Source organism: Asaia siamensis, assembly GCF_014635085.1.
Lineage (GTDB): Bacteria > Pseudomonadota > Alphaproteobacteria > Acetobacterales > Acetobacteraceae > Asaia > Asaia siamensis.
In genome coordinates, this window is record NZ_BMCH01000002.1 from 280,214 (window position 1) to 300,553 (window position 20,340).

14 protein-coding genes are annotated in these 20,340 nt (G+C 58.8%); 6 read left to right on the forward strand and 8 right to left on the reverse strand.

What is annotated here, in order from left to right:
- The first annotated feature begins 38 nt into the window (after positions 1 to 38).
- Entirely contained in the window at positions 39 to 1,103 is a 1,065-nt protein-coding gene (locus IEV53_RS04825) for an SDR family oxidoreductase (protein ID WP_188425652.1), read from the forward strand.
- 493 nt (positions 1,104 to 1,596) lie between these two features.
- Positions 1,597 to 2,901, forward strand: coding sequence for an Imm45 family immunity protein (gene imm45 / locus IEV53_RS04830; protein WP_188425653.1), 1,305 nt, complete (start codon positions 1,597 to 1,599; stop codon positions 2,899 to 2,901).
- Positions 2,902 to 2,977: 76 nt separating this feature from the next.
- Here the strand turns inward: imm45 and IEV53_RS04835 are convergent, their stop codons facing one another.
- Both IEV53_RS04835 and IEV53_RS04840 read right to left on the reverse strand, forming a co-directional pair.
- A complete protein-coding gene (locus IEV53_RS04835; protein ID WP_188425654.1) occupies positions 2,978 to 4,186 on the reverse strand; it encodes a DUF1501 domain-containing protein in 1,209 nt (402 codons plus the stop codon).
- 3 nt (positions 4,187 to 4,189) lie between these two features.
- Positions 4,190 to 5,506, reverse strand: a complete 1,317-nt coding sequence (locus IEV53_RS04840) for a DUF1800 domain-containing protein (RefSeq protein ID WP_188425655.1) — start codon at positions 5,504 to 5,506, stop codon at positions 4,190 to 4,192.
- 217 nt (positions 5,507 to 5,723) lie between these two features.
- Here IEV53_RS04840 and gmk point away from each other — a divergent pair, with 217 nt between their 5' ends.
- The 3 genes from gmk to IEV53_RS04855 all read left to right on the forward strand — a co-directional run bounded on the left by gmk (position 5,724) and on the right by IEV53_RS04855 (position 10,316).
- Positions 5,724 to 6,353, forward strand: a complete 630-nt coding sequence (gene gmk, locus IEV53_RS04845; RefSeq protein WP_188425656.1) for a guanylate kinase — start codon at positions 5,724 to 5,726, stop codon at positions 6,351 to 6,353.
- 189 nt (positions 6,354 to 6,542) lie between these two features.
- A complete protein-coding gene (gene tcuC / locus IEV53_RS04850; protein ID WP_188425657.1) occupies positions 6,543 to 7,868 on the forward strand; it encodes a tricarballylate/proton symporter TcuC in 1,326 nt (441 codons plus the stop codon).
- Between the two features lie 258 nt (positions 7,869 to 8,126).
- A complete protein-coding gene (locus IEV53_RS04855) occupies positions 8,127 to 10,316 on the forward strand; it encodes a methyl-accepting chemotaxis protein (RefSeq protein ID WP_188425658.1) in 2,190 nt (729 codons plus the stop codon).
- Between the two features lie 126 nt (positions 10,317 to 10,442).
- Here the strand turns inward: IEV53_RS04855 and IEV53_RS04860 are convergent, their stop codons facing one another.
- The 4 genes from IEV53_RS04860 to sdhC are packed head-to-tail and all read right to left on the reverse strand — an operon-like array spanning position 10,443 to position 13,898.
- A complete protein-coding gene (locus tag IEV53_RS04860) occupies positions 10,443 to 11,222 on the reverse strand; it encodes a succinate dehydrogenase iron-sulfur subunit (protein ID WP_188425659.1) in 780 nt (259 codons plus the stop codon).
- Between the two features lie 11 nt (positions 11,223 to 11,233).
- Complete coding sequence (sdhA, locus tag IEV53_RS04865) at positions 11,234 to 13,036, reverse strand: succinate dehydrogenase flavoprotein subunit (RefSeq protein ID WP_188425660.1); 1,803 nt, start codon at positions 13,034 to 13,036, stop codon at positions 11,234 to 11,236.
- Entirely contained in the window at positions 13,033 to 13,440 is a 408-nt protein-coding gene (gene sdhD, locus IEV53_RS04870) for a succinate dehydrogenase, hydrophobic membrane anchor protein (RefSeq protein WP_188425661.1), read from the reverse strand. Before sdhD ends, sdhA begins: the two co-directional genes overlap by 4 nt.
- Entirely contained in the window at positions 13,437 to 13,898 is a 462-nt protein-coding gene (sdhC, locus tag IEV53_RS04875; RefSeq protein WP_229719602.1) for a succinate dehydrogenase, cytochrome b556 subunit, read from the reverse strand. Before sdhC ends, sdhD begins: the two co-directional genes overlap by 4 nt.
- A gap of 258 nt (positions 13,899 to 14,156) precedes the next feature.
- On the opposite strand from sdhC, the gene zapE reads away from it, so the two are divergent.
- The gene (gene zapE, locus IEV53_RS04880) at positions 14,157 to 15,278 is read left to right on the forward strand and encodes a cell division protein ZapE (RefSeq protein ID WP_188425662.1); all 1,122 of its coding nucleotides are present in this window, start codon (positions 14,157 to 14,159) and stop codon (positions 15,276 to 15,278) included.
- A 15-nt stretch (positions 15,279 to 15,293) separates the two neighbouring features.
- Here zapE and IEV53_RS04885 read toward each other — a convergent pair whose 3' ends face one another.
- Together IEV53_RS04885 and IEV53_RS04890 are read right to left on the reverse strand one after the other, a co-directional pair.
- A complete protein-coding gene (locus tag IEV53_RS04885; protein ID WP_188425663.1) occupies positions 15,294 to 17,591 on the reverse strand; it encodes a Ca2+-dependent phosphoinositide-specific phospholipase C in 2,298 nt (765 codons plus the stop codon).
- A gap of 3 nt (positions 17,592 to 17,594) precedes the next feature.
- A complete protein-coding gene (locus IEV53_RS04890; RefSeq protein ID WP_229719604.1) occupies positions 17,595 to 20,282 on the reverse strand; it encodes a TonB-dependent receptor in 2,688 nt (895 codons plus the stop codon).
- Positions 20,283 to 20,340 lie beyond the last annotated feature (58 nt).

Sequence of the window (20,340 nt, forward strand, 5' to 3'; positions counted from 1 at the left end):
CAGCTTCGGAAACAGGAAATGGATTTTCGGAGGGGGTCATGACCCACAAGGCTCTTGTTATCGGTGCAACCGGCATGGTTGGCCAGAATCTGGCCAATCGCCTGGTTGCCGAAGGCTGGACTGTTTATGGTCTGGCGCGTCGCGTCGAAGCGCTGCCCTCGGCTGTGCTTCCCATCAAGGCTGACACGCTTGACCCCGCCGCCTTGCGAGACGCGCTTGCAGACGTCGCACCGAGCCATGTGTTCTTTACTACCTGGACGCGCCGCGCAACCGAGCGCGAGAACTGCATCGCCAATAGCGCGATGCTGCGTAATGTCTTCGAAGCGCTGCCGCATCCTGAGCAGATCGTTCATGCGGCGCTCGTCACCGGGCTCAAGCATTATCTCGGGCCGTTTGAGGCCTATGGCAAAGGCGTGCTGCCGCAGACGCCATTTCGCGAGACATTGCCCCGTCTCGACATCGAGAATTTCTATTATGCCCAGGAAGATGTCCTGTTCGAGGCGGCAGAGAAGTACGGTTTTTCATGGAGCGTCCATCGCCCACATACAATCATCGGTCATGCCATTGGCAATCTGATGAATATGGGCACCACGCTTGCGGTCTATGCATCGCTTTGCCGCGAGACAGGTCTTCCATTTGTTTTCCCCGGCTCGCCCGTTCAGTGGTCAGGTCTGACCGATGTTACTGATGCGCGCCAGCTTGCCCGACAGATCCATTGGGCGGCCACGAACCCGGCGGGGCGGAACGAGGCCTTCAATATCGTCAATGGCGATGTCTTTCGCTGGAGCGTGCTCTGGCCTGAGCTTGCTGCGTGGTTCGGTATCGAGGCAGCCCCTTATCCGGGAGAGACAGGTTCGCTCGAGACGATGCTGGCCGATAAGGGGCCCGAATGGGCGGCGCTGGCGAAAAAAGCCGGTCTTGTCGAACCTGCCTTCGATCGACTGGCCTCAGCGTGGCACACGGATGCCGATCTGGGCCGCCCGGTCGAGTGCCTCACCGATATGAGCAAGAGCCGTGAAATGGGCTTTACGGGCTATCAATCGACGAGAAGCTCATTTTTCGATCTTTTCACCCTGCTGCGCGCCCAGCATTATATTCCCTGAAACGCGACGTCCACTCCGACCTCAGGCGAGCGAAAGGCAGCGGCTCAGTTGTAACCAGTCGCCTGCGGTCGATGGTCAGCCCATTGTGTTGGCGTCCAGCATGGTAAAGAGGGCGGAGAAAGGAGGCTCCGTGGGCTGAATTGCTGATCTGCCTGACGCTGCGCGTGCCCCCTTGTTGTGTGTGTTTGAACGTCGGTTATCCGTATTGCGAAGACACGGAGATGAGTCAACGGCGGCTTCTAATAACTGGGGCAGTGTATTTAATGTAAAAACAGATTTGTTCGCCTAAAATTAGACTATTATTTATTTTATAGCGTGTTTATATTGCCGCAATATATGAATAACATCATAAATATTAATTATTATTAAACAATAAAATATAGTTCGAGTGATATATTAATCGTATCAAAGTCTCAATGCGCAAATGTGAATATCTGTCCGCAAAAGTGAATGCTAACTGTCGGTAAGGACTGACAGATTGCATGAGCGGAAAATGAACGAATTTACCAGACTGATCTCTGTCAAGAGGGACTCGCTGGGCAGAGGATCTGTATTCAGGTTTCCGGCAAAGTACCCTTACGAGAGTACGGTAGATTTTATGATTTACGAATGCGAAGACAGTAAGAGTGGATACGGTCTCATGGTCATGACAGGCTACAAGGCTGGCTGTGTAGCGCAATTACTTCCTAGTGAGTGTCTATACTCTGATTGTACGATTAGCGTGGATTGGATTATCAAAAATTGGAATCACTGGATTTACATGGATTGTCCAGTAAGCCAGGTTTTGTTCCTTGAAGGGTATAGCGCAGAGGCTCCAACGCTGTCAGGCCTGACAAAAGAAGCCATTGCAAAACTATGGAGGTGGGTTTTCAGGTGCGGGATTGGCGCGGCTTGTATCAAAAATATATGTCAATACCCGCTTGATCATGAAAAGGGCGTCCTTCGCTCCGTCAAACGTCTGGCGCTCAGCCTCATCACTTTTCCCGGCTATCTGTTTAATCGGCTATTTCACCGCGCAGGTCAGTCCGGAGGTAGCAAGAACAGTAAATATGAGCTGCTGGAAAGCTGTGTGATCGAGACACACGATGGGCGGCCGCTACGGCGCATTCGAGCAATATCTGACATCACTGCGATTGGCGTCAAGGCTGGTGATCTGGGAGGATATATAGAGGGTGAGCACAATCTGGAGGTTTCTGGCGAGAGCTGGATATCAGGGCAGGCTCAGGTTTTCGGGAATGCCAGCGTTTCAGACAACGCACAGGTTTTCGGTCAGGCGCGAGTATATGATGACGCTCGTATCTACAATCATGCGCAGGTGTTCGGTAACGCTCGGGTTTCGGGTGATGCGGCGGTTTCCGGTTGTGGTCGGGTATATGGCAACGCTCGGGTTTGTGGCAGCGCGGAGATTTTAAGCAGCGCGCAGGTCGCAGGCGATGCGTTTATCCACGGAGAGGCGATGATCTTCGGCAAAGCGTTTATATTCGGTGATGCAGTGATCCGAGGAAATGCAACTGTCTCCGGCGATGCGCGAATTTGCGGGGACGCCAAGATTTTCGGCGATGCGGAGATTTCGGTGGATGCGAGGATCGAGAAGGGATGTCACATCGGATGGTTCAGCATCGTGGGGCCAAACAACGATACCATAACGTGGTATCGGTCCTCCAAAGGTATAAACATAAAAAAATCGGATTTCGATGGAACATTGGAAGAGTTCTATTTGGGTATTGATGGTAAAGATAACTCACGTGAGTATAAATATCTTATAGAATTCGTAAAAACGAGATCTAATTCGTTTTAAATAAACAATCTTTATTTATATAGTATAATTGCGATTATGCAGTAAATATTTTCACCATCGAACGGTATTCCGGTTTTTATGCAGTGATGAGGCTGGAGAGCGGTTCTACCGGGGCATCGGGAAAGACTTTTCTGAGGGCGCTGCGGGGCATCTTCAAATGGGTGCAGAGCACCCCGGCGATGAGGCTGCGCAGATCGGTTGTGGGGGCCAGATCACGGTTTTCGAAAAGCTGGCCGGGGCGTAATCCCGGCCAGGTGCCCGCTATACGACCACCTTTGACCGCGCCTCCTGCCAGAAAGGCGACGGCTCCCGTGCCATGATCGGTCCCTCCTGTGCCGTTCATGCGCGCCGTACGACCGAATTCCGTCATGGCTACAACCACGCTCTGTGACCAGGCCGGACCGAGGCTGGTTTTCAGGGCGTCGATCCCTTCATCCAGTCGTGTCAGCGGGGCTTTCAGAGCGCCGATCTGACCGGCATGGCTGTCCCACCCGCCGAGTTCGAGAGCCGCAACACGCGGGCCATCTGCCCGCGCCAGCATGAGCCCCGCCGCCGAGGCCAGGCGGGTGAAAGCATCGATTTTCCGGTCCGAGCCAGAGAACGGCGTCGGGGCGATATCGTCGGAGTAGCCGCGCGCTTGCAGGCCCTTGCGTAATCCGGGGCCGATCTGGGGATCATGAGCATTGAGCTGGGCAATGGCGTGATAAAGATCAGCCGTCGGGTGCTGGCTCCCCGCCGGGGCATAGCTGCCGATAGAGGCAGGACCGCGCAAAAGCAGGGGCACGTCGAGGCCAAGGGCAAGGGCAAAGCCGTCAGGACGCGTCTCTCTGCTTGAGATGCTCTGACCTGGGAGGGCGGAAACGGCCCGGTTGAGCCAGCCACTATCGAGGCGGTGACTGGCGCCGCTTTCGAGATAATCCTGCGCGTCGAAATGGGAGCGTGTGCGATAGGGCGCTGCCACCGCATGGACCGGCAGCATCTGGCCCTGCACATAGAGTTGGTGCAGTCCTGCAAGGGCCGGGTGCAGCCCGAAAAATCCGCCCAGATCCAGAAGCCCGCCGTCACGCCCCGGCTCGGGCAGGAGCAGGTCGCGGCGCAGCGCCACCAGTCCGGAATCGCCATAAGGGGTGACGGCGGCCATGCCATCCAGCGCGCCACGAAGAAGGATGACGACCAGACGCGGGTCCTGCGCGCCCGAAGACGGCGCAGCGAGAGCGAGGGAGGCCCGGCCAAGTGACCAGCTTGCAGTGAGCCCGAGCAGGGCAGAACGACGGGAGAGTCTCATGACCTAGCGCCTCTGGAATTCGGGGGAGGAAAACAAAAGGGTCAGGGCATCCTGACGACTGCCTGCACGGTGCAAGGCCAGTTGGGTTTCCGGGCGCAGCGAACCACCGAGTGCGGCATGGGCAATTGCCATAGGATCGCGATCACGCAGCGTGGCGGCATAGCGATAGGCCCAATCCGTTCGGGCCAGCAGATCGGCCGGGGCCGACCATTCTGCCGCAGCGTCGCTCCAGCCATTAGGCATGGGGGCGGTCCAGAGGGGCTGGCCCAGAGCTGCGCAGCCGCTAACCAGAATGCGGGTGGGGTTGTGAGGCGCGTCGGGTAGCATAGCCTCGGGCGTTGCTCCCGAAGCGCGCAGAACCGCCACGACAAACTCCATGGGAGAACGCAGCTTGCCCATGGTTGCACCGGGTGCGGCAGCGCCGGGAAGGTCGATCAGAGCCAGAGAGGCGGCGCGCAGACTGCCCTGTGTTTGGTGCAGCGCGTCGAACACAGGGGCGACCTGAGTGGCTGAGGGCGTGTCTGTCAGGAAATGCCTGACCATTTGCGTCGCGATATGGCGGTAAGTAACCGGATGGGTGCCCAGAAAATCCAGTGCTGCGAGACCGCCTTCCTCTCCTTGCGGGAAGCGTTGACCAAGGAGCATTTTTTCGCCGGGCTGATGTGCGCGCGGAGCAAAATGGAACCCAGGGCGCTCGGCCTTCATATCGACGCCCCATCCGGTCAGGATCGCAGCGAAAGACGTGACATCGCTCTGGCTGTAGCCCGCAGCGGGCGAGACTGTGTGCAGTTCGAGACATTCGCGGGCCAGATTTTCATTCAGACCGCGATGCTGGCGCAGCCCTGCCGGGCTATCGGGCCCGACCGAGCCGGTATTATCCAGATAGAGCAGCATGGCCGGGTGGCGCATGACCGCCATGAGCAGATCGACAAAGCGCCCTGTCACGTGAGGTCTGATGGCCTCGCGCATATAGGCACCCACTACGCCCTTCACGCGGACCTGTTTCTGGCTGACCGTGAAATGATTGAACCAGAACCAAGCCAGTCGGTCTCGAAAGGGCTGCTCTGTGGAGAGAAGCGCCGCGCTCTGGGTTGCAAGTTCGGCCTGGAGAATGGGTTTGACCAGAGGGTTGCCGCGCAGTTTGTTCTCGCGCTGCGTGCGCAGGGCAATCAGCCCATCGGCGCAATCACCTACTCCGGTGAAGCGGGTCAGATCGTCAGGGCCGAGCTGCGCCGCCAGCCAGTCCCGCCATGGCGTTGTGCGTGTTTCGCCGGGGCGTGCGCCCCAGCCGAAGCGGTTTTCGACCTGAATGCCTTGCATGAGGCCTCCGTGAGGGCGTCTTCACGTAAGAATTGATTATGTCAAACCATGTTGGGATTTATGGCGTGTTTTATGGCGAAAAGACAGCGATGATGTGACGCTGCGATGCAGCCGGATGTTTGCCTGTTACGCCCTGTCTGGGGCCGCCCTGTTTTCAAAAGCCGTCCGAGCCGCTATGGCTCAGCACGGCACCCGGAAACGATGATGGAGGAATGACATGACGACCGTAGCAAGACGTGGCGTCTGTCTCGTTATTTCCGCGCCTTCGGGGGCGGGTAAATCCACCATTGCCAACGCCCTGCGCGCCGGGGATTCCAGCCTCGCGCATTCCGTCTCGGTCACGACCCGTGCCCCGCGCCCCGGTGAGAAGGAGGGGGTGCATTATTACTTCCGCTCGCTGGAAGAATTCCGGGCCATGGCAGAAAACGGCGAGTTGCTTGAATGGGCCGAAGTCTTCGGGCGCGGCTACGGCACGCCGCGCGCGCCGGTCGAGGCAGCGCTGGCCAGCGGGCGCGACATGGTGTTCGATATCGACTGGCAGGGTCATCGCCTGTTGCGCGATGCGCTGCCCGATGATGTCGTGAGCCTGTTTGTTCTGCCGCCTTCGATGAAGGAGCTGGATCGTCGCCTGCGTTCACGGGCCTCTGACGATGCGGCTGAAATCGACAAGCGCATGGGAGCGGCTCTGGCCGAGATCTCGCATTGGAGCGAGTTCGACCATGTGATCATCAATGAGGAACTCGATCGCGCGGTACGTGAGGCGCAGGCGATCCTCGTTGCAGCCCGGCTGCGCACCAGACGCCAGCATGGTCTGGCTGCGCTGATGAGGGAATACGAGGCGCATTGACGCCTCTGCCCCGGTTGAAGAATACGCCTCTGCTCGGGGAAAAACCGGTCGACCGAGACCGGTAATCAAAAGATGATCTGACAACACACCCAATATTGCAAATAATTCATGTTCGGGGCTGTGCCTGTATCCGTAACGCGGGTGAGGGCGCGCTTCGCCTGAGTGCAGTGCAAGGAGCATGATATCGAGATGACTGGCACCGATCAGGAGACCGTCTTGCGCCCCTTAGACCAGCCGGCAGCCCCGCCCCGACCGGGGCTGATCAAGGCAGTCGGGCAGGTTGCGAGCGGCAACATGCTCGAAATGTACGATTTCATGGTCTTTGGCTATTACGCTGGCGATATCGGCAGGGCGTTCTTCCCTTCGGGGAATGCACAGGCCGAACTGATGCTGTCTTTCGCGACATTCGGCGCCGGATTTCTGATGCGTCCGCTGGGGGCGCTCGTTCTTGGAGCTTATGTCGACCGGCTTGGGCGTCGTCGCGGTCTGATTCTAACCCTTACTCTCATGGCGATCGGCACGATCACCCTGGCGCTGACGCCGGGCTATAATCGTATCGGTATCTTCGCACCGCTTATCGTCTTGTGCGGGCGGTTGATTCAGGGGTTTTCTGCCGGGGTCGAGGTCGGGTCGAGTTCCGTCTATCTCTCAGAGATCGCGACCGAGAAAAATCGCGGCTTTGTGGTTTCCTTCCAGTCCGCGTCCATCCAGCTGGCTGTGGTGGTTGCGGCGGCTGTTGGGTTTGGCCTGACATCCTGGCTCGGATCGCAGACGATGTCGGACTGGGGCTGGCGTCTGCCACTGCTTTTCGGGTGCCTTATCGTGCCCGTTCTGCTCTTCCTGCGCCGCAATCTGCAGGAAACAGCGGCTTTTGAAGCCGAGACGACCCATCCCGACCTGCGCGAGATTTTCACCACGCTGCGTGATCACTGGCGTCTCGGTGGCATCGCCGTTCTGACCGCCCTGATGAGCACCGTCTCGTTTTATGTTCTGACAGCCTATACCCCGGCCTACGGTACGCGGATTCTTCATCTGGGCCGGCTCGACAGTCTTTTCGTCACGCTTTGCGTGGGGCTGGTCAACTGTCTTCTCGTGCCCGCCTTCGGCGCCTTGTCCGATCGCATCGGTCGCCGGGCGCTGCTCAAGGGCGCCACCATTCTGGCGATCTGTTCGGCCTATCCGCTCATGCACTGGCTGGTCGCAGCGCCCGATATGGGGCGCCTGATGGGGGCCGAGATCGGGCTGGCGGTGCTTTACAGCGCGTATAACGGGGCAGCCATTGCGTGGCTGACCGAAATCGTACCGCCGCGCATACGCACCACCGGGTTCTCTTTTGCTTATAGTCTGGCCACCTGTATCGGCGGCTTCAGCCCGACGATCTGCACCTGGCTGATCGAGACTACCAGCAACCGCGCCATGCCCGCTTTGTGGCTCTCTCTCGCCGCTCTCTGCGGCCTGCTGGCGGCGTTTATCGCACGGCCCTATCGTGAAACGGAAACCTCATCGCAAGGCTGATGGCATGAAAGGTTAACGTGTCGTTTCCTGATGGAGGCAGGTCGTATGCCTGCCTCGGGAAACACCGCCAAATGGCGTTTTCAGTGAAGTTCCGTGACGAATGCGCAACAGATTGACGCATGGTGGGAGATGTGGCTGAGTCACGTCTTATTTACGCACGTCGTGTGACGATCGCCCCTCACGCTCTCCGGTGTGGGAGCGCGGTATAGCGGCGTGTCAGCCAGTCTATTTGATGGTAGCCGGATCGGAGAATTTCAGATGGTGCCCCCCTCGTCGCAGCCGCGCACGTCTCTTTCGACGAAAATCATCCTGATCTGCGGCCTGTCTTTTGTGCTGATCCAGCTTGTTGCTGTCACGCTTTCCGGCTGGCTGATGAAGCAGCAGGTCGAGAAAAACGTCTATGCCGAGGCAATTTCCAAAAGCCAGATCCTTGGTGAAAAGATCATTCTTGCCCTGACGGAGCAGAATACCGTCGTGCGCAATATCCAGAGCACGATCGAGACGGCGCACAAGACCGGCATTCTGAACAAGCAGTTCATCGTTGATCTGCTCGTCGAGGACATGAAACGCTTTCCTGCCATCTATGCGATGGATTTCAAGGAAATCCCTGGTGGTTTCGATGGCACGCAGGTGCCCGGTGGACCAGGCACGAACAGCCATGGCATTTTTTTCCCGTCCGTGCTGCGAGGCCCCGATAACAGGGTAACGGTCTCGACACCGCCCGAACATTACAGCGCGGTCTACTGGAATATCGTCAAGACGGGCGAACTGGACGGTCTGGAACCTTATATCGATCACGACACCCATGTGCCGATGGTTTCTCCGACCTATCCGATTACCTTCGATGGCAAGCGCATCGGTGTGGTTGGGGCTGATATTCCGCTTGGCTGGCTCGCCCCGCTTCTGCGCAGTGTGCAGATTGCCGATGGTTCGAGCATCGGGCTTCTTTCGGCTCAGGGGGCATGGATCGTCACGCCGGATCCGGCGCAGGCGATGAAGCATTTCAGCGATAATGCCAGCAACGACCTCACCCGCGCCCTGGCGACCCGAAAGATCACCATTCTGCCGGCTCATGGCACGGGCATCGATCGCATTCTCGTCCCGCTGAAAATGGGTAATTTCAACATCTACTGGACACTGGTTGTCGAAATCCCGAGAGCCGCCATCACGACACCCATCTGGCACACCATTTACATGCTGGTCGTGCCCGGTGTGGCGCTGATCGCCCTGTCACTTGTTATCATGGTGCTTGTATTCCGTCGTCTGCTCAATGCCCCCCTGCGCGGTTTGCAGAATTCCGTCTCGGCCCTTGAAGAGGGACAATATGAGGTCGTCGTCTACGGTACGCGCCGCCATGATGAAATCGGCTCTGTTGCGCGCGGGCTCGACAGCTTCCGTGACGCGCTGCTCAAGGCACGCAAGCTGGACGAGGCTGTTGCCGCTGATCGCATCAGACATGAAGAAGATCAGGAGCGTCGCCATAAGGAAGACGAGCAGCGTCTGGACGATGTGAAGCAGGTGATCGAGACGATTGGCAGCGGGCTTACGGCGCTCTCCAATGGCGATCTCTCGGCGAAGATCGATAAGCGCCTTCCCCGCGAATTCGACCTGCTGCGTGAGGATTTCAACCGCTCGGTCGAGCGTCTGGCGGGAACGATTTCGGGCATCTCCCTTGCGGCAGACACGATCAGCGAGGGTAGCCGCAGCCTCGCTACAGGCGCAGAGGATCTGGCCAAGCGGACGGAGCAGCAGGCCGCTGCCATCGAGCAGACAACCGCGGCCATTAGCCAGATCACGCACAAGGCAGCGCATTCCGAAACCGTGCTGACTTCTGCCCAGGCTACGGGTGAGCAGGCCTGCCAGTCTGCAGGCTCTTCGTCTGAAATCATGCGCCGTACGCGCGAGGCCATGAAACAGATTGAAGACAGCTCGTCTCAGGTGGCGGCCATCGTGCAGGTGATCGAGAACATCGCTTTCCAGACCAATGTTCTCGCCCTCAATGCGAGCATCGAGGCGGCACGGGCCGGTGATTCCGGCAAGGGCTTTGCGGTTGTTGCCAACGAGGTGCGGACACTTGCCCAGCGTTGCACCGAGGCTGCAGGAAGCATCAGCGAGCTTGTTGGCAAGACGGTTGAGGAGATCCGTGCGGGGGCCGTGTGCGTGCGGGATACGGAGCAGGCGCTGGAGACCATCACCACGCTCGTGACGGCAATGGGCGAGAAACTCGACACCATCGTCCATAATGCTTTCGAACAGGCGGCCAGCCTCAAGGAGGTCGGCACGGCGATTGCGGTGATGGATCAGAGCACGCAGAAAAGCGCCTCGATTGCCGATGAAACGCGTTCCTCCTCGATCATTCTCTCGGATGAGGTCGGGTCGATGGGTGAACTGGTTGCGCGCTTCTCTCTGCCGCGCGAAACAGCCCGCTCTGTGGAAATGGCGTATTGAAAAAGTGCCTGCCCCGGATCTGAGAGGACCAGATCTGACAGGACCGGGAACAAGAAAGGGGGCGCCGCAAAGGCGCCCCCTTTCTGTTTTCAGTGACTGCTTGTGTTGCGCGCCTGTCGGGCAGGATTATTCGCGCTCGACCTGCAGCTTCTTGATGTTTGCGATGGCCTTGGCCGGGTTCAGACCCTTGGGGCAGGTCTGGGTGCAGTTCATGATGGTGCGGCAGCCATAGAGCTTCATGGAGTCATCCAGCGCCTCCAGACGCTCGCCTGTATGGTCGTCGCGGCTATCCATGATCCAGCGATTGGCGGCCAGAAGCGTCGCAGGGCCGAGATAGCGGTCGCCATTCCACCAGTAGGACGGGCAGGACGTGCTGCAGCAGAAGCACAGGATGCATTCCCACATGCCGTCCAGCTTCTCGCGCTCTTCGATGCTCTGCAGGCGCTCGGTATCGGGTGGCGGCGGGGTGTCGCTCTTCAGCCAGGGCTGGATGGATTCGAGCTGGGCGTAGGCGCCGTTCAGATTGGGCACCAGATCCTTTACCACCGGCATATGCGGCAGCGGGTTGATCTTGACCGTGCCCTTGATCGAGCTGATGGGCTTGAGGCAGGCCAGCGTGTTTTCGCCATCGATATTCATGGCGCATGACCCGCAGATTCCCTCGCGGCAGGAGCGGCGAAAGGTCAGGGACGCGTCGATATGGTCCTTGATATACAGCAGCGCGTCGAGAACCATCGGCCCGACCTTGTCGAGATCCAGCTCGTAGCTGTCGAGGCTCGGGTTGGAATCGTCATCGGGCGACCAGCGATAGACCTGAAACGTCGCCTTGTGTTTGGCATCGGCAGGAGCCGGATAAAACTTGCCGGGGCGGGTCGTGCTGTTTTTGGGCAGGCGGAGTTCAACCATGGTGAGGCTCCTCAGTAAACACGTTTCTTGGGCGGAAAGACCTCGACGTCGTTTGTCAGGGTCTGCATCCGCACCGGCCGGTAGAGCAGGCTCACCGCTCCGTCCTTGTCGAGATAAGAGACGGTATGCTTCATCCAGTGCTCGTCATCGCGCTCGGGATAATCGTCATGCGCGTGGGCGCCGCGCGTCTCATGACGGGCATGCGCGCTTTCGATGGTCACGGTCGCATTGGCCAGAAGATTGGCAAATTCGAGCGCTTCCATCAGATCGCTGTTCCAGATGAGCGAGCGATCCGCCAGACCCATATGCTGCGCGTCTTTCCAGAGGTCCCGTATCTTCGCGCACCCTTCGGCGAGCGATTTGGTGTTGCGGAACACGGCGGCATGGCTCTGCATGATGCGCTGCAGGCGCTCGCGCAGCTCGGCAACGGTAAATTTGCCCGAAGCCTCACGTGTCTTGTCGAACGCCTCGAGGATGGCTTCCCCTGCGTTCTTCGGCAAAGGCGGCACGGGTGTCGTCGGATCGATGATTTCCGCAGCCCGCTTGCCAGCGGCGCGACCGAAGACGATCAGATCGAGCAGGGAATTGGTGCCCAGACGATTGGCGCCATGCACCGAGACGCAGGCAGCTTCGCCAACGGCCATGAGACCAGGCACAACTGCCTCAGGGTTTTCAGCGGTCGGGCGCAGAACCTCGCCATGCAGATTGGTCGGTACGCCGCCCATGTTGTAATGCACGGTCGGCAGCACCGGTGCCGGTTCCTTGGTCACATCCACACCGGCGAAGATGCGCGCGGTTTCGGAAATGCCTGGCAGACGCTGATGCAGCAATTCCGGGCCGAGATGCTCCAGATGCAGCATGATATGGTCCTTTTTCGGACCACAGCCACGCCCTTCATTGATCTCGATCGTCATGGCGCGCGAGACCACATCGCGTGACGCGAGATCCTTCGCCGTCGGGGCGTAGCGCTCCATGAAGCGCTCACCCTCGGAATTGGTCAGATAGCCGCCTTCACCGCGACAGCCTTCCGTCAGCAGACAGCCTGCGGGGAAAATGCCGGTGGGATGGAATTGCACGAATTCCATGTCCTGGGTCGGTACGCCAGCGCGCATGGCCAGACCGCCACCATCACCCGTGCAGGAATGGGCAGAGGTGCAGCTCTGGAAGGCGCGACCATAGCCGCCTGTTGCCAGAACAACCATCTTGGCGTTGAAGCGATGAATCGATCCGTCATCGAGGCACCAGGCCACAATACCGCGACAGGTGCCGTTCTCATCCATGATCAGGTCGAGCACGTAATACTCGACGAAGAAATCGACGCGATGCTTCAGGCATTGCTGATAGAGCGTATGCAGAATGGCATGACCCGTGCGATCGGCTGCCGCGCAGGCGCGGGCGACAGGGGCCTTGCCATATTCGCTCATATGGCCGCCGAAGGGACGCTGATAGATCTTGCCATCTTCGGTGCGCGAGAAGGGCACCCCAAAATGCTCCAGCTCCATGACGGCGCTTTCGGCCTCACGGCACATGAACTCGATCGCGTCCTGATCGCCCAGCCAGTCCGACCCCTTGACGGTGTCGTACATATGCCAGCGCCAGTTATCTTCGGACATGTTGCCCAGAGAGGCACCGATGCCCCCCTGTGCTGCCACTGTATGGCTGCGCGTCGGGAAAACCTTGGTAACGCAGGCCGTGCGCAGGCCTCCGGCGCCCATACCCAACGTGGCGCGCAGACCCGAGCCCCCGGCACCGACGACCACGACATCATAGGCGTGATCGACGATACGGTATTTCTTGGCGGATTCCGCGCTCATGACTGGCCCTCCTTCGGGCGGGTAATCAGAATACGGGCGAGCGAGGCACAGCCCAGCGCCACGAAAAGAAGCGTGCTGAGGCGAATGACCAGACGCAGGCCGAAGCGCCGCCAGCCACGTGAATAATCAGAGGCCACGACCTCAAGCCCGAGTTGGGCATGACGTGCGGTCAGGGCGATCAGCAGGCCCAGAGGGGCGGCATTCTGCACCCGCCCGGCCCAGGCAAGAATGGACTCGCGGTCACGCCCGGCCAGACGCAGAACCTGCGCAACACCCCAGATCGTGAGCGGACCGAGAAGGGCGGCGGAGACACGCTCGGCTGTCCAGTGTTCGGCACCATCGGCCAACCCGCCCAGCCCCTTGGCGCGGGCGAGCGGAGTGCGCATGTCGGAAAGGCGGTTCATGCGCGTGTTCCCTTGCTGCGGAGACGTGCCAGCGTGACGAAGGCAGCGGTCAGGGTGACGCAAAGCCCGGCGGTCACGAAGACCGAGCGACGGCCATCCTCGTCGATTTCCTTCTTTTCGAAGCGCGCGCCGCTATCCCAGATCAGATGGCGGATACTGGCCACGAAATGATAGGTGGTGGCCACGCCCCAGCCGAGAAACACGAGGCGCCCCAGCGGGTGGGTTGCGACGCGCTGTGCGCGGGAAAAGGCACGCGGCCCCTGGGCCAGGGCTGCCAGCCAGGCAACGGCCAGACCCGCACCGAGCGACGAGGCGACGCCTGCCATGCGATTGCCGATCGAGAGCGCCATGGAGAGGCGAAAACGATAGACATCCAAATGGGGCGACATGGGACGCCGTATGGCCCGTCCCTGCGTGTCGGTGCCGTGATAGAACGCTTCGCGTCCGTCGGAAGCCATGGCGATACCTCGGAATTCTGTCTTCGGGCTATGCGATACCTTACCCACATAGTCGCATTCCCATGGTTCGTCATGTGCATATTGATGTGAGAATTGGCACTGAATTTGTCTTGTATTTCATGCAATTCCGAGGCTTTCGCATCTGTATCGTCTCACCAAGGCGTGACGCTGTTTCAGGGGCGCGTTACGCTTTCCCGCGTGATAGGACTGATTGGAGAGCCCGGTAGAACCCGGGCAAGCGACAGCAGAGAGAGCCCGATGTCAGAACTGAATCCTGCCGCCATCAGCCGTCCTTCAGGCAGTGTGTCGAAGGCCTATCGACGTCTGATCGAGCAGGGACAGATCGAAGCCGATGCCGTGCAGGCGCGCGCTGCCACGGCTCTGGATCAACTTGCGCAGGCGCTTCAGGCGCGCCACGACGTAAAGGACAGCTTTTTCTCGCGCCTGGCAAAGCGTCGCCCGGCTCCCATCAAGGGGCTTTATCTTGTTGGCGAAGTCGGTCGCGGCAAGACGATGCTGATGGATCTTTTCTGTCGCGAGGTTGCGGTCACCAAAAAGCGGCGTATTCATTTTCATGTCTTCATGCAGGAAGTCCTTCGTGCGCTGCACAAGGGGCAGAGCCGTGGCGAGCGTCGCGAAGACCCGGTGCGCGAACTCGCGCAGAAAGTGCATGAGCAGAATGACCTGCTGTGTTTTGACGAATTCCAGATCAACGACATGTCCGATGCCGTGCTCGTGCTGCGCCTGCTGGATATGGTGATGGAGCTCGGAACCGTCGTCGTGGCCACATCAAACACGGCGCCAGCGGATCTGATGAAACATCAGGCACAGAACCGCGCCACGATGCGGCCTTATCTCGAGGCATTTTCGGCGCATATGACCGTTCTCACGCTTGAATCAGCACGCGATTACCGGCGGGGTCGCGACATCGATGCACAGAGATGGCTGGTGCCTGATACGGAAGAGAGCCGGGCCCATCTTCGGCAGAGATTCGAGACCATGACCGGGGGCGAGGCCGCACCGGGCGCGGTCGAGATAGGGTCACGTCGCATTGCAGTACCTTCCTGCCATGGAGACAAGGCCTGGTTCACTTTCGATGCGCTGTGCGGCCAGCCTCTTGGGCCTGCCGATTATCTGGCTGTTGTTGGTCGGTTCAGAACCGTGTTCATCGAGGGCATTCCGGCACTGGTGCCCGATCAGTATGACAAGGCCCGACGCTTCATCACCTTGATTGACGTCATGTATGAAAGTCATACGGTTCTTTTTGCCACCGCCGCAGCCGAGCCCGAAGCCCTGTATCAGACGGGTGAAAACGCCAAGGCATTTGAACGCACAGCATCACGTCTCGATGAAATGCGTTCGAGCGGATGGGCCGTTTGAGCGCGGGCCAGCCCTTCAGGGGGCAAGTGCCTTTGTCAGTTCCTGTATCTCGCAGCTTCCGTCTTCCATCCGGCAGGCGGGAACAGCCGGATAACTCGTGAGGAGTGAGGCATGGTCGGGATTGCGCCGCACCGCCTCTGGTATTTGCGAGAGAAAAAGCACCCGGATAACGCTGCGACCGCTCTGGCTTCGGTAAAGGGCAAAGCCGAGCGCAGCCCCGACGGGAATCTCGTTTTGGGCATAGCCAGGCGCCCTGACATTGATGTCGAGTATGCCGAGCAAAGGGGCGATGGTGTCGTCATGCCCCATATAGATTTTGAGCCTGGGTCCATCAGGCGTCGTCAGATCCCTGATAATTGCCTCGCGTAGCGGGCGGGAGGTCAGAGAGGCTAGCGGTCTCGGTCGCACCAGAGCGTCGAGCATGGCCGCATGCAGGCCGGAGAGTGTCTCAATCATCGTTGCATCGACCGGTTTGCCGGCGTGATCGGGCAATGTTTTCCCATCGAGAAAACCGAGTTCCAGCGCCTCGGCATAGGACGAGCCTTCGTTGATCGGACCTGACAGAATGAAACCGCTCCTGCCGTGACTGAGGCGGATATGATTCGGTTCATGAAGGAACGGGCAAAGACGCTGCGTGCAGTTCATGATGGTGCCAAGCAGGGTGAGTGCGTTGCCCTGTGAAGCAGAAGCCTCGTTCGGATCGGGCATGGCCGCCATCAGGCGCGTCATGTCGGTCGCGCCATCCCAGAATATCTGCTGTGAAAAAAGCGGGTCAGCGGTGGCTATCGGGAGATGATCGATCTTGACGGCGCAAGCTGGCGCTATCCCTCGTGCGAAGGCGTCGGCACTTGCGATGGTTCGTGGCTCGGTATTGGCATGAATGACGATCTGCCCCGATGCAGGGCAAGTCGCAGCGGAAAACAGGCCGTTCAGAGTCAGCCATTCCCTCAGAGACTGCGCTGCCGCAGACAAGGCTCTCGCGCCGCGGGGTGTCAGGTCTCCCGCGCGCCCATCCCAGACAGGCCATGCAGCGGGTAATGTTGCCAGTGAAGGGTGCTGTCCGTTCAGGGCAGATCGTATGCCATGGCGCATGACAAGCACCAGACGGCTTAGTACGAGATGATTTGCCCCATTGGGTTCGAGCCTGTCATCGCGGCAGAAACGTGGTTGCGTGACCGGATTGCAGCGCGCTGCCCCCCCTGCAGGAAACCCGACATGATAACCGCTCCAGCGTGCCGGCTCGCTATCGGGATAATCTGTGCTGACCAGTTGAGCCCCGCTTGCCATCAGCGCGTCACGCCGGCCTGTGGCGCCTGTGCGCCCTTCGATCGTATTGGCATCGGCCCGAACCCGGACAAGCCAGTGACGTGAGACGAGGGCAGGAATGGCGTCTGCTGGCCCGTCATTCAGCTCTGTGAAAGCGGCATCCGGTGCGTCACTCTGCTGAGGCGCCACGTTGGGGAACGCTATGCGGCCTCGTAGTCCGGGATGGCCTTTTTCGTAGATCGGGCCGTCAGCGCGCTGGTCGAGCAGGAACACGACCTTGCCCCGGCTTTTTTCGAGGTCAGGCCAGCCGCGGGTCGAAACGGCATGGGCAAGCGTCTCGTCGGGTCTATGCAGATCGTCTGGCGTCAGCAGGCTGGCAGCCGGAAAAATCGAGCGGATATCGGTATCAAGGGTGTCGAATGTTTTACGCGAGAAAGGTTCTACCGGGGTCGTGCCCGGTATGTCGTTGTGCTGTTCAGTCTCGAGAATGACGAATATGGGAACATGGCCGGGATGGGCACGCGACCAGTGGCTTATCTCAGCGAGGCAGGCGGTAAAGGGCTGGCAGGTGGCGTGCTGGTCCAGATCAGGGATATGCATGACCTTGATGCCGGGCTGTCTCATCACCGCCTCTTCCCGGAGGGAAAGAGGCCAGCGCTCATCGGCATGACCGGGACGATGCGGCGTTGCGAAGCGCCCACCCTGTGTGTCAGCGTAAAGGTCGAGCTCGATCTGGCGTATGCCGTGATCCAGCTGGTTGGTCAGACTTGCATGACGGTAATCGAGAAGCGATGCCAGTTGAGGTGCGTCTTCGGCGATCAGGGCCAGGCGCGCGGGAGCAATGCCTGCATGATAGGAGTTATGCGACCCGATGACCTGAATCTGGTCGAGGCGGATGCTGGCGTGACTTTCCGATAAGCCATCCTTGCTCCTGCCCGGGTCTGGCGAGAAGGAGCCGGGCGCTGCAAGTCCCGCTGAAAGCGAAAGGAGGCTGACGCCCAGAGTGAGGATTGTCAGCGCTCGGGGCGTGCGAGGGAAAAGAGGCATTTTTTAGAACTCGCCGTTGAGCCCGGCGAGATACATGCGTCCTGTACGGACATAGGCACCATTAGACCCGCCATCATAGGCGAGATAGGATTTTCCCTTGCCATAGGTTTCCCAGAAGGCGGGGGTATTCAGCAGGTTTTGCATGGCAAGCGTGCCGGTGATGCCCCAGCCGAATTTGTATTTCATGCTCAGATCGAGGCGCTGCGTAGGCTGCAGGTAGAAATCGGGAGATTTTGCATTAACGCTTAGAAGCTGGGTACCGATATAATTGTAGTTCAGATCGAAATGTATCGGACCACGGCTGTAATAGAAGCCGAGATTATACATCATCTCGGGCGCGCGCGGCAGGGCGGTGTCGGCATGGCCCGCAATACTGCTTGTCGCATTGGAGTGCTGGAGCGTCACATTGCCGTTCACCCCAAAACCGCTCATCCAGCCAGGCAGGAAGTAGAGATTCTGCTGGGTAGCCAGCTCGATGCCTTCAAGCGTTGCGCCCTTGCCATTGGTTGGCATCGAATAGAGCGTCCCGCCATCTGTGAAAGAACTGGTAGGCACATTGCCGCCGAGCGTGGCGCTGTTGCTGGTGTTCGAAACAGAAGTGAAAATGAATTTCTGGATCTGCTTGTAATAGACGGAGGCGGAAATGACGCCTGCATGCCGGTTATAGAGCTCGCCCGAAAAATCGAACATGGTTGCGGTCGTCGGGCGCAGGTTGGGGTTGGGTTGCGAGATGGACAGGATCTGGTTGGTAACGGGATCTGTCGAGAGTGTGGTGGCGCCATTGATCAGTCCGAAAGCCGGACGTGTAAGCCCTCGTCGGACCGAGAAGCGCAGAACGCTCAACTCACTCGGGCGCCAGTTGATGTTCAGATAGGGCAGAGGTGAACCGTAGTTCTGATGGATCCTGACAAAACGGCCATTGATGTTATCGCCAGCTGACTGCCAGTGAGTCCCGCCGAAATCGGTGTATTCGTAACGGAAACCAGGATGAATATCGACCGGACCCGCCTGAAGATTCAGGGCAACAAACCCGGCATAAATCTTTTCCGAGCCGGTGCTCGTATTCGCGTTCCAGTCGTTCCTGGTATAATTGCCGGCACCATTCGGATCGTTCTGATATTTATAAGGTAGCGTTGTGTTGCGCACCCAGTCGCGATCGAGGATGCGAAAATCGCCGAGCTTGCCGCCAAACGCATCAACCTGATAGCCCGGGATATTGCCGATACTGGGCCCTGCGGCGTTAGTGGATGGCCAGTTCTGGCCCCCGAAGAACGGACCGTTATAAATAAAATTATTATTGTTATGAAAAAGAGGATGGGACCATGATAGGCGCTCGGTATCGCTGATCTTGAAGCCGAAAATGATCGATCTCAGGATATCATTTCTGAAGCGATAGGCTGCGTCGGCATGGATGCCGAACATGTCTGCCGTGCTCTGTGAATCTCCACCCTGCGTTTTCCAGAAGCGGCTCGTATTCTGGTTACGCAATTGGCTCATGGCCGAAGCGGGGCCGCTTGCGACAGGCAGGGTTGTGTTGGCGGTGTCGAGATAGAAGGGGCCGGCTATGCTGCTGCTGCCATACATACTGGCTTCGACCGTGTTGGGGGTGGCCTGCACGCCATAGCTGTTGAAGATATCGTAATTGACGGTCCAGCGGTCGAGATGGCTTATGCCGCCGATTTTCTGGGTGGTGAGAAGCTGAGTCGAGTCATTTGTGATGAAATATCCAGCGCGCTGGCCAAGCTGCGAGCGATAGATACCATCTGCCCCATAGCCTGAATTGCTTCCGCGAAAGCTGACCTGATTGTCATCCATTTGCACATTGTACTGACCCCATGTGCCAAGGGCATAAAACTCGTGACGATCGCCCTTGTAGTTGAGGGAGAGCGAACCGCCATAGCGTTTGATTGAGCTGGTGAAGAGATCATATTTGAGCTGTGTGGTGGTCAGTTGCGACGCCTGATCGGGTGTTTTGACGCCCGCCTCGGACGCAAAACTGGGCACGTAGCTTCTGTTTGGCGCTGCCGCATCGGCAAGAACGTTTTTCGACGAGTAGTAACCGGTTGCATAGACGCCAAAGCGTCCATCACGCCCAAAGCGGCGGGCAAACTCGATTTGTGCGGTACCTCCAAGCGCGGGTGTTCCCGTCTGGGCGGCATTGTCGTTCAATTGCCCCTGGAGGATGATTTTCCGATAATTCCCGGAGAAGTCGAAAGCTGTCGGGGTACGAATATCGATGGTCCCGCCTATCGAATCGCCATCTGTTTCGGCAGTCGTGCTTTTGGAGACCTTGATGGAGGTGATGCCATAAGGTGCCAGCATGTCGAACGATATGGCGCGGGTCGAAGGGTCGGCCGGTGCGATGCGCTCGCCGTTGAGCGTATAGGCATTATAGCTGGAATCGAGGCCACGAATGGTCATGTACTGGGCCTCACCCGTCGCAGCCTGGCCGTTGCTCATATTGCTATAGGCTGAAACGCCCGGCAGACGGGTGAGGATATCCGACAGATTGGTTTCCGGAGCGCGGTCGATCTGCTCGCGGGAAAGAACCGAGGCCACGCCCGTGCTACGGCGTTGCTCGTCCAGCGCCGCAGCGACTGTGCCGCTGCGTAGGGCTGTCACTTTTATATGCTCATGCACGGAGTCTTTTTCGAGCGGTTTTGTCGGGCCAGTCGGGGTTGAAGCAGGCATCGAAGCGAGCCCGGAAGCAGGGCTGACGGGTTGGCCTGCACTCTTCCGCCCCTCTTTT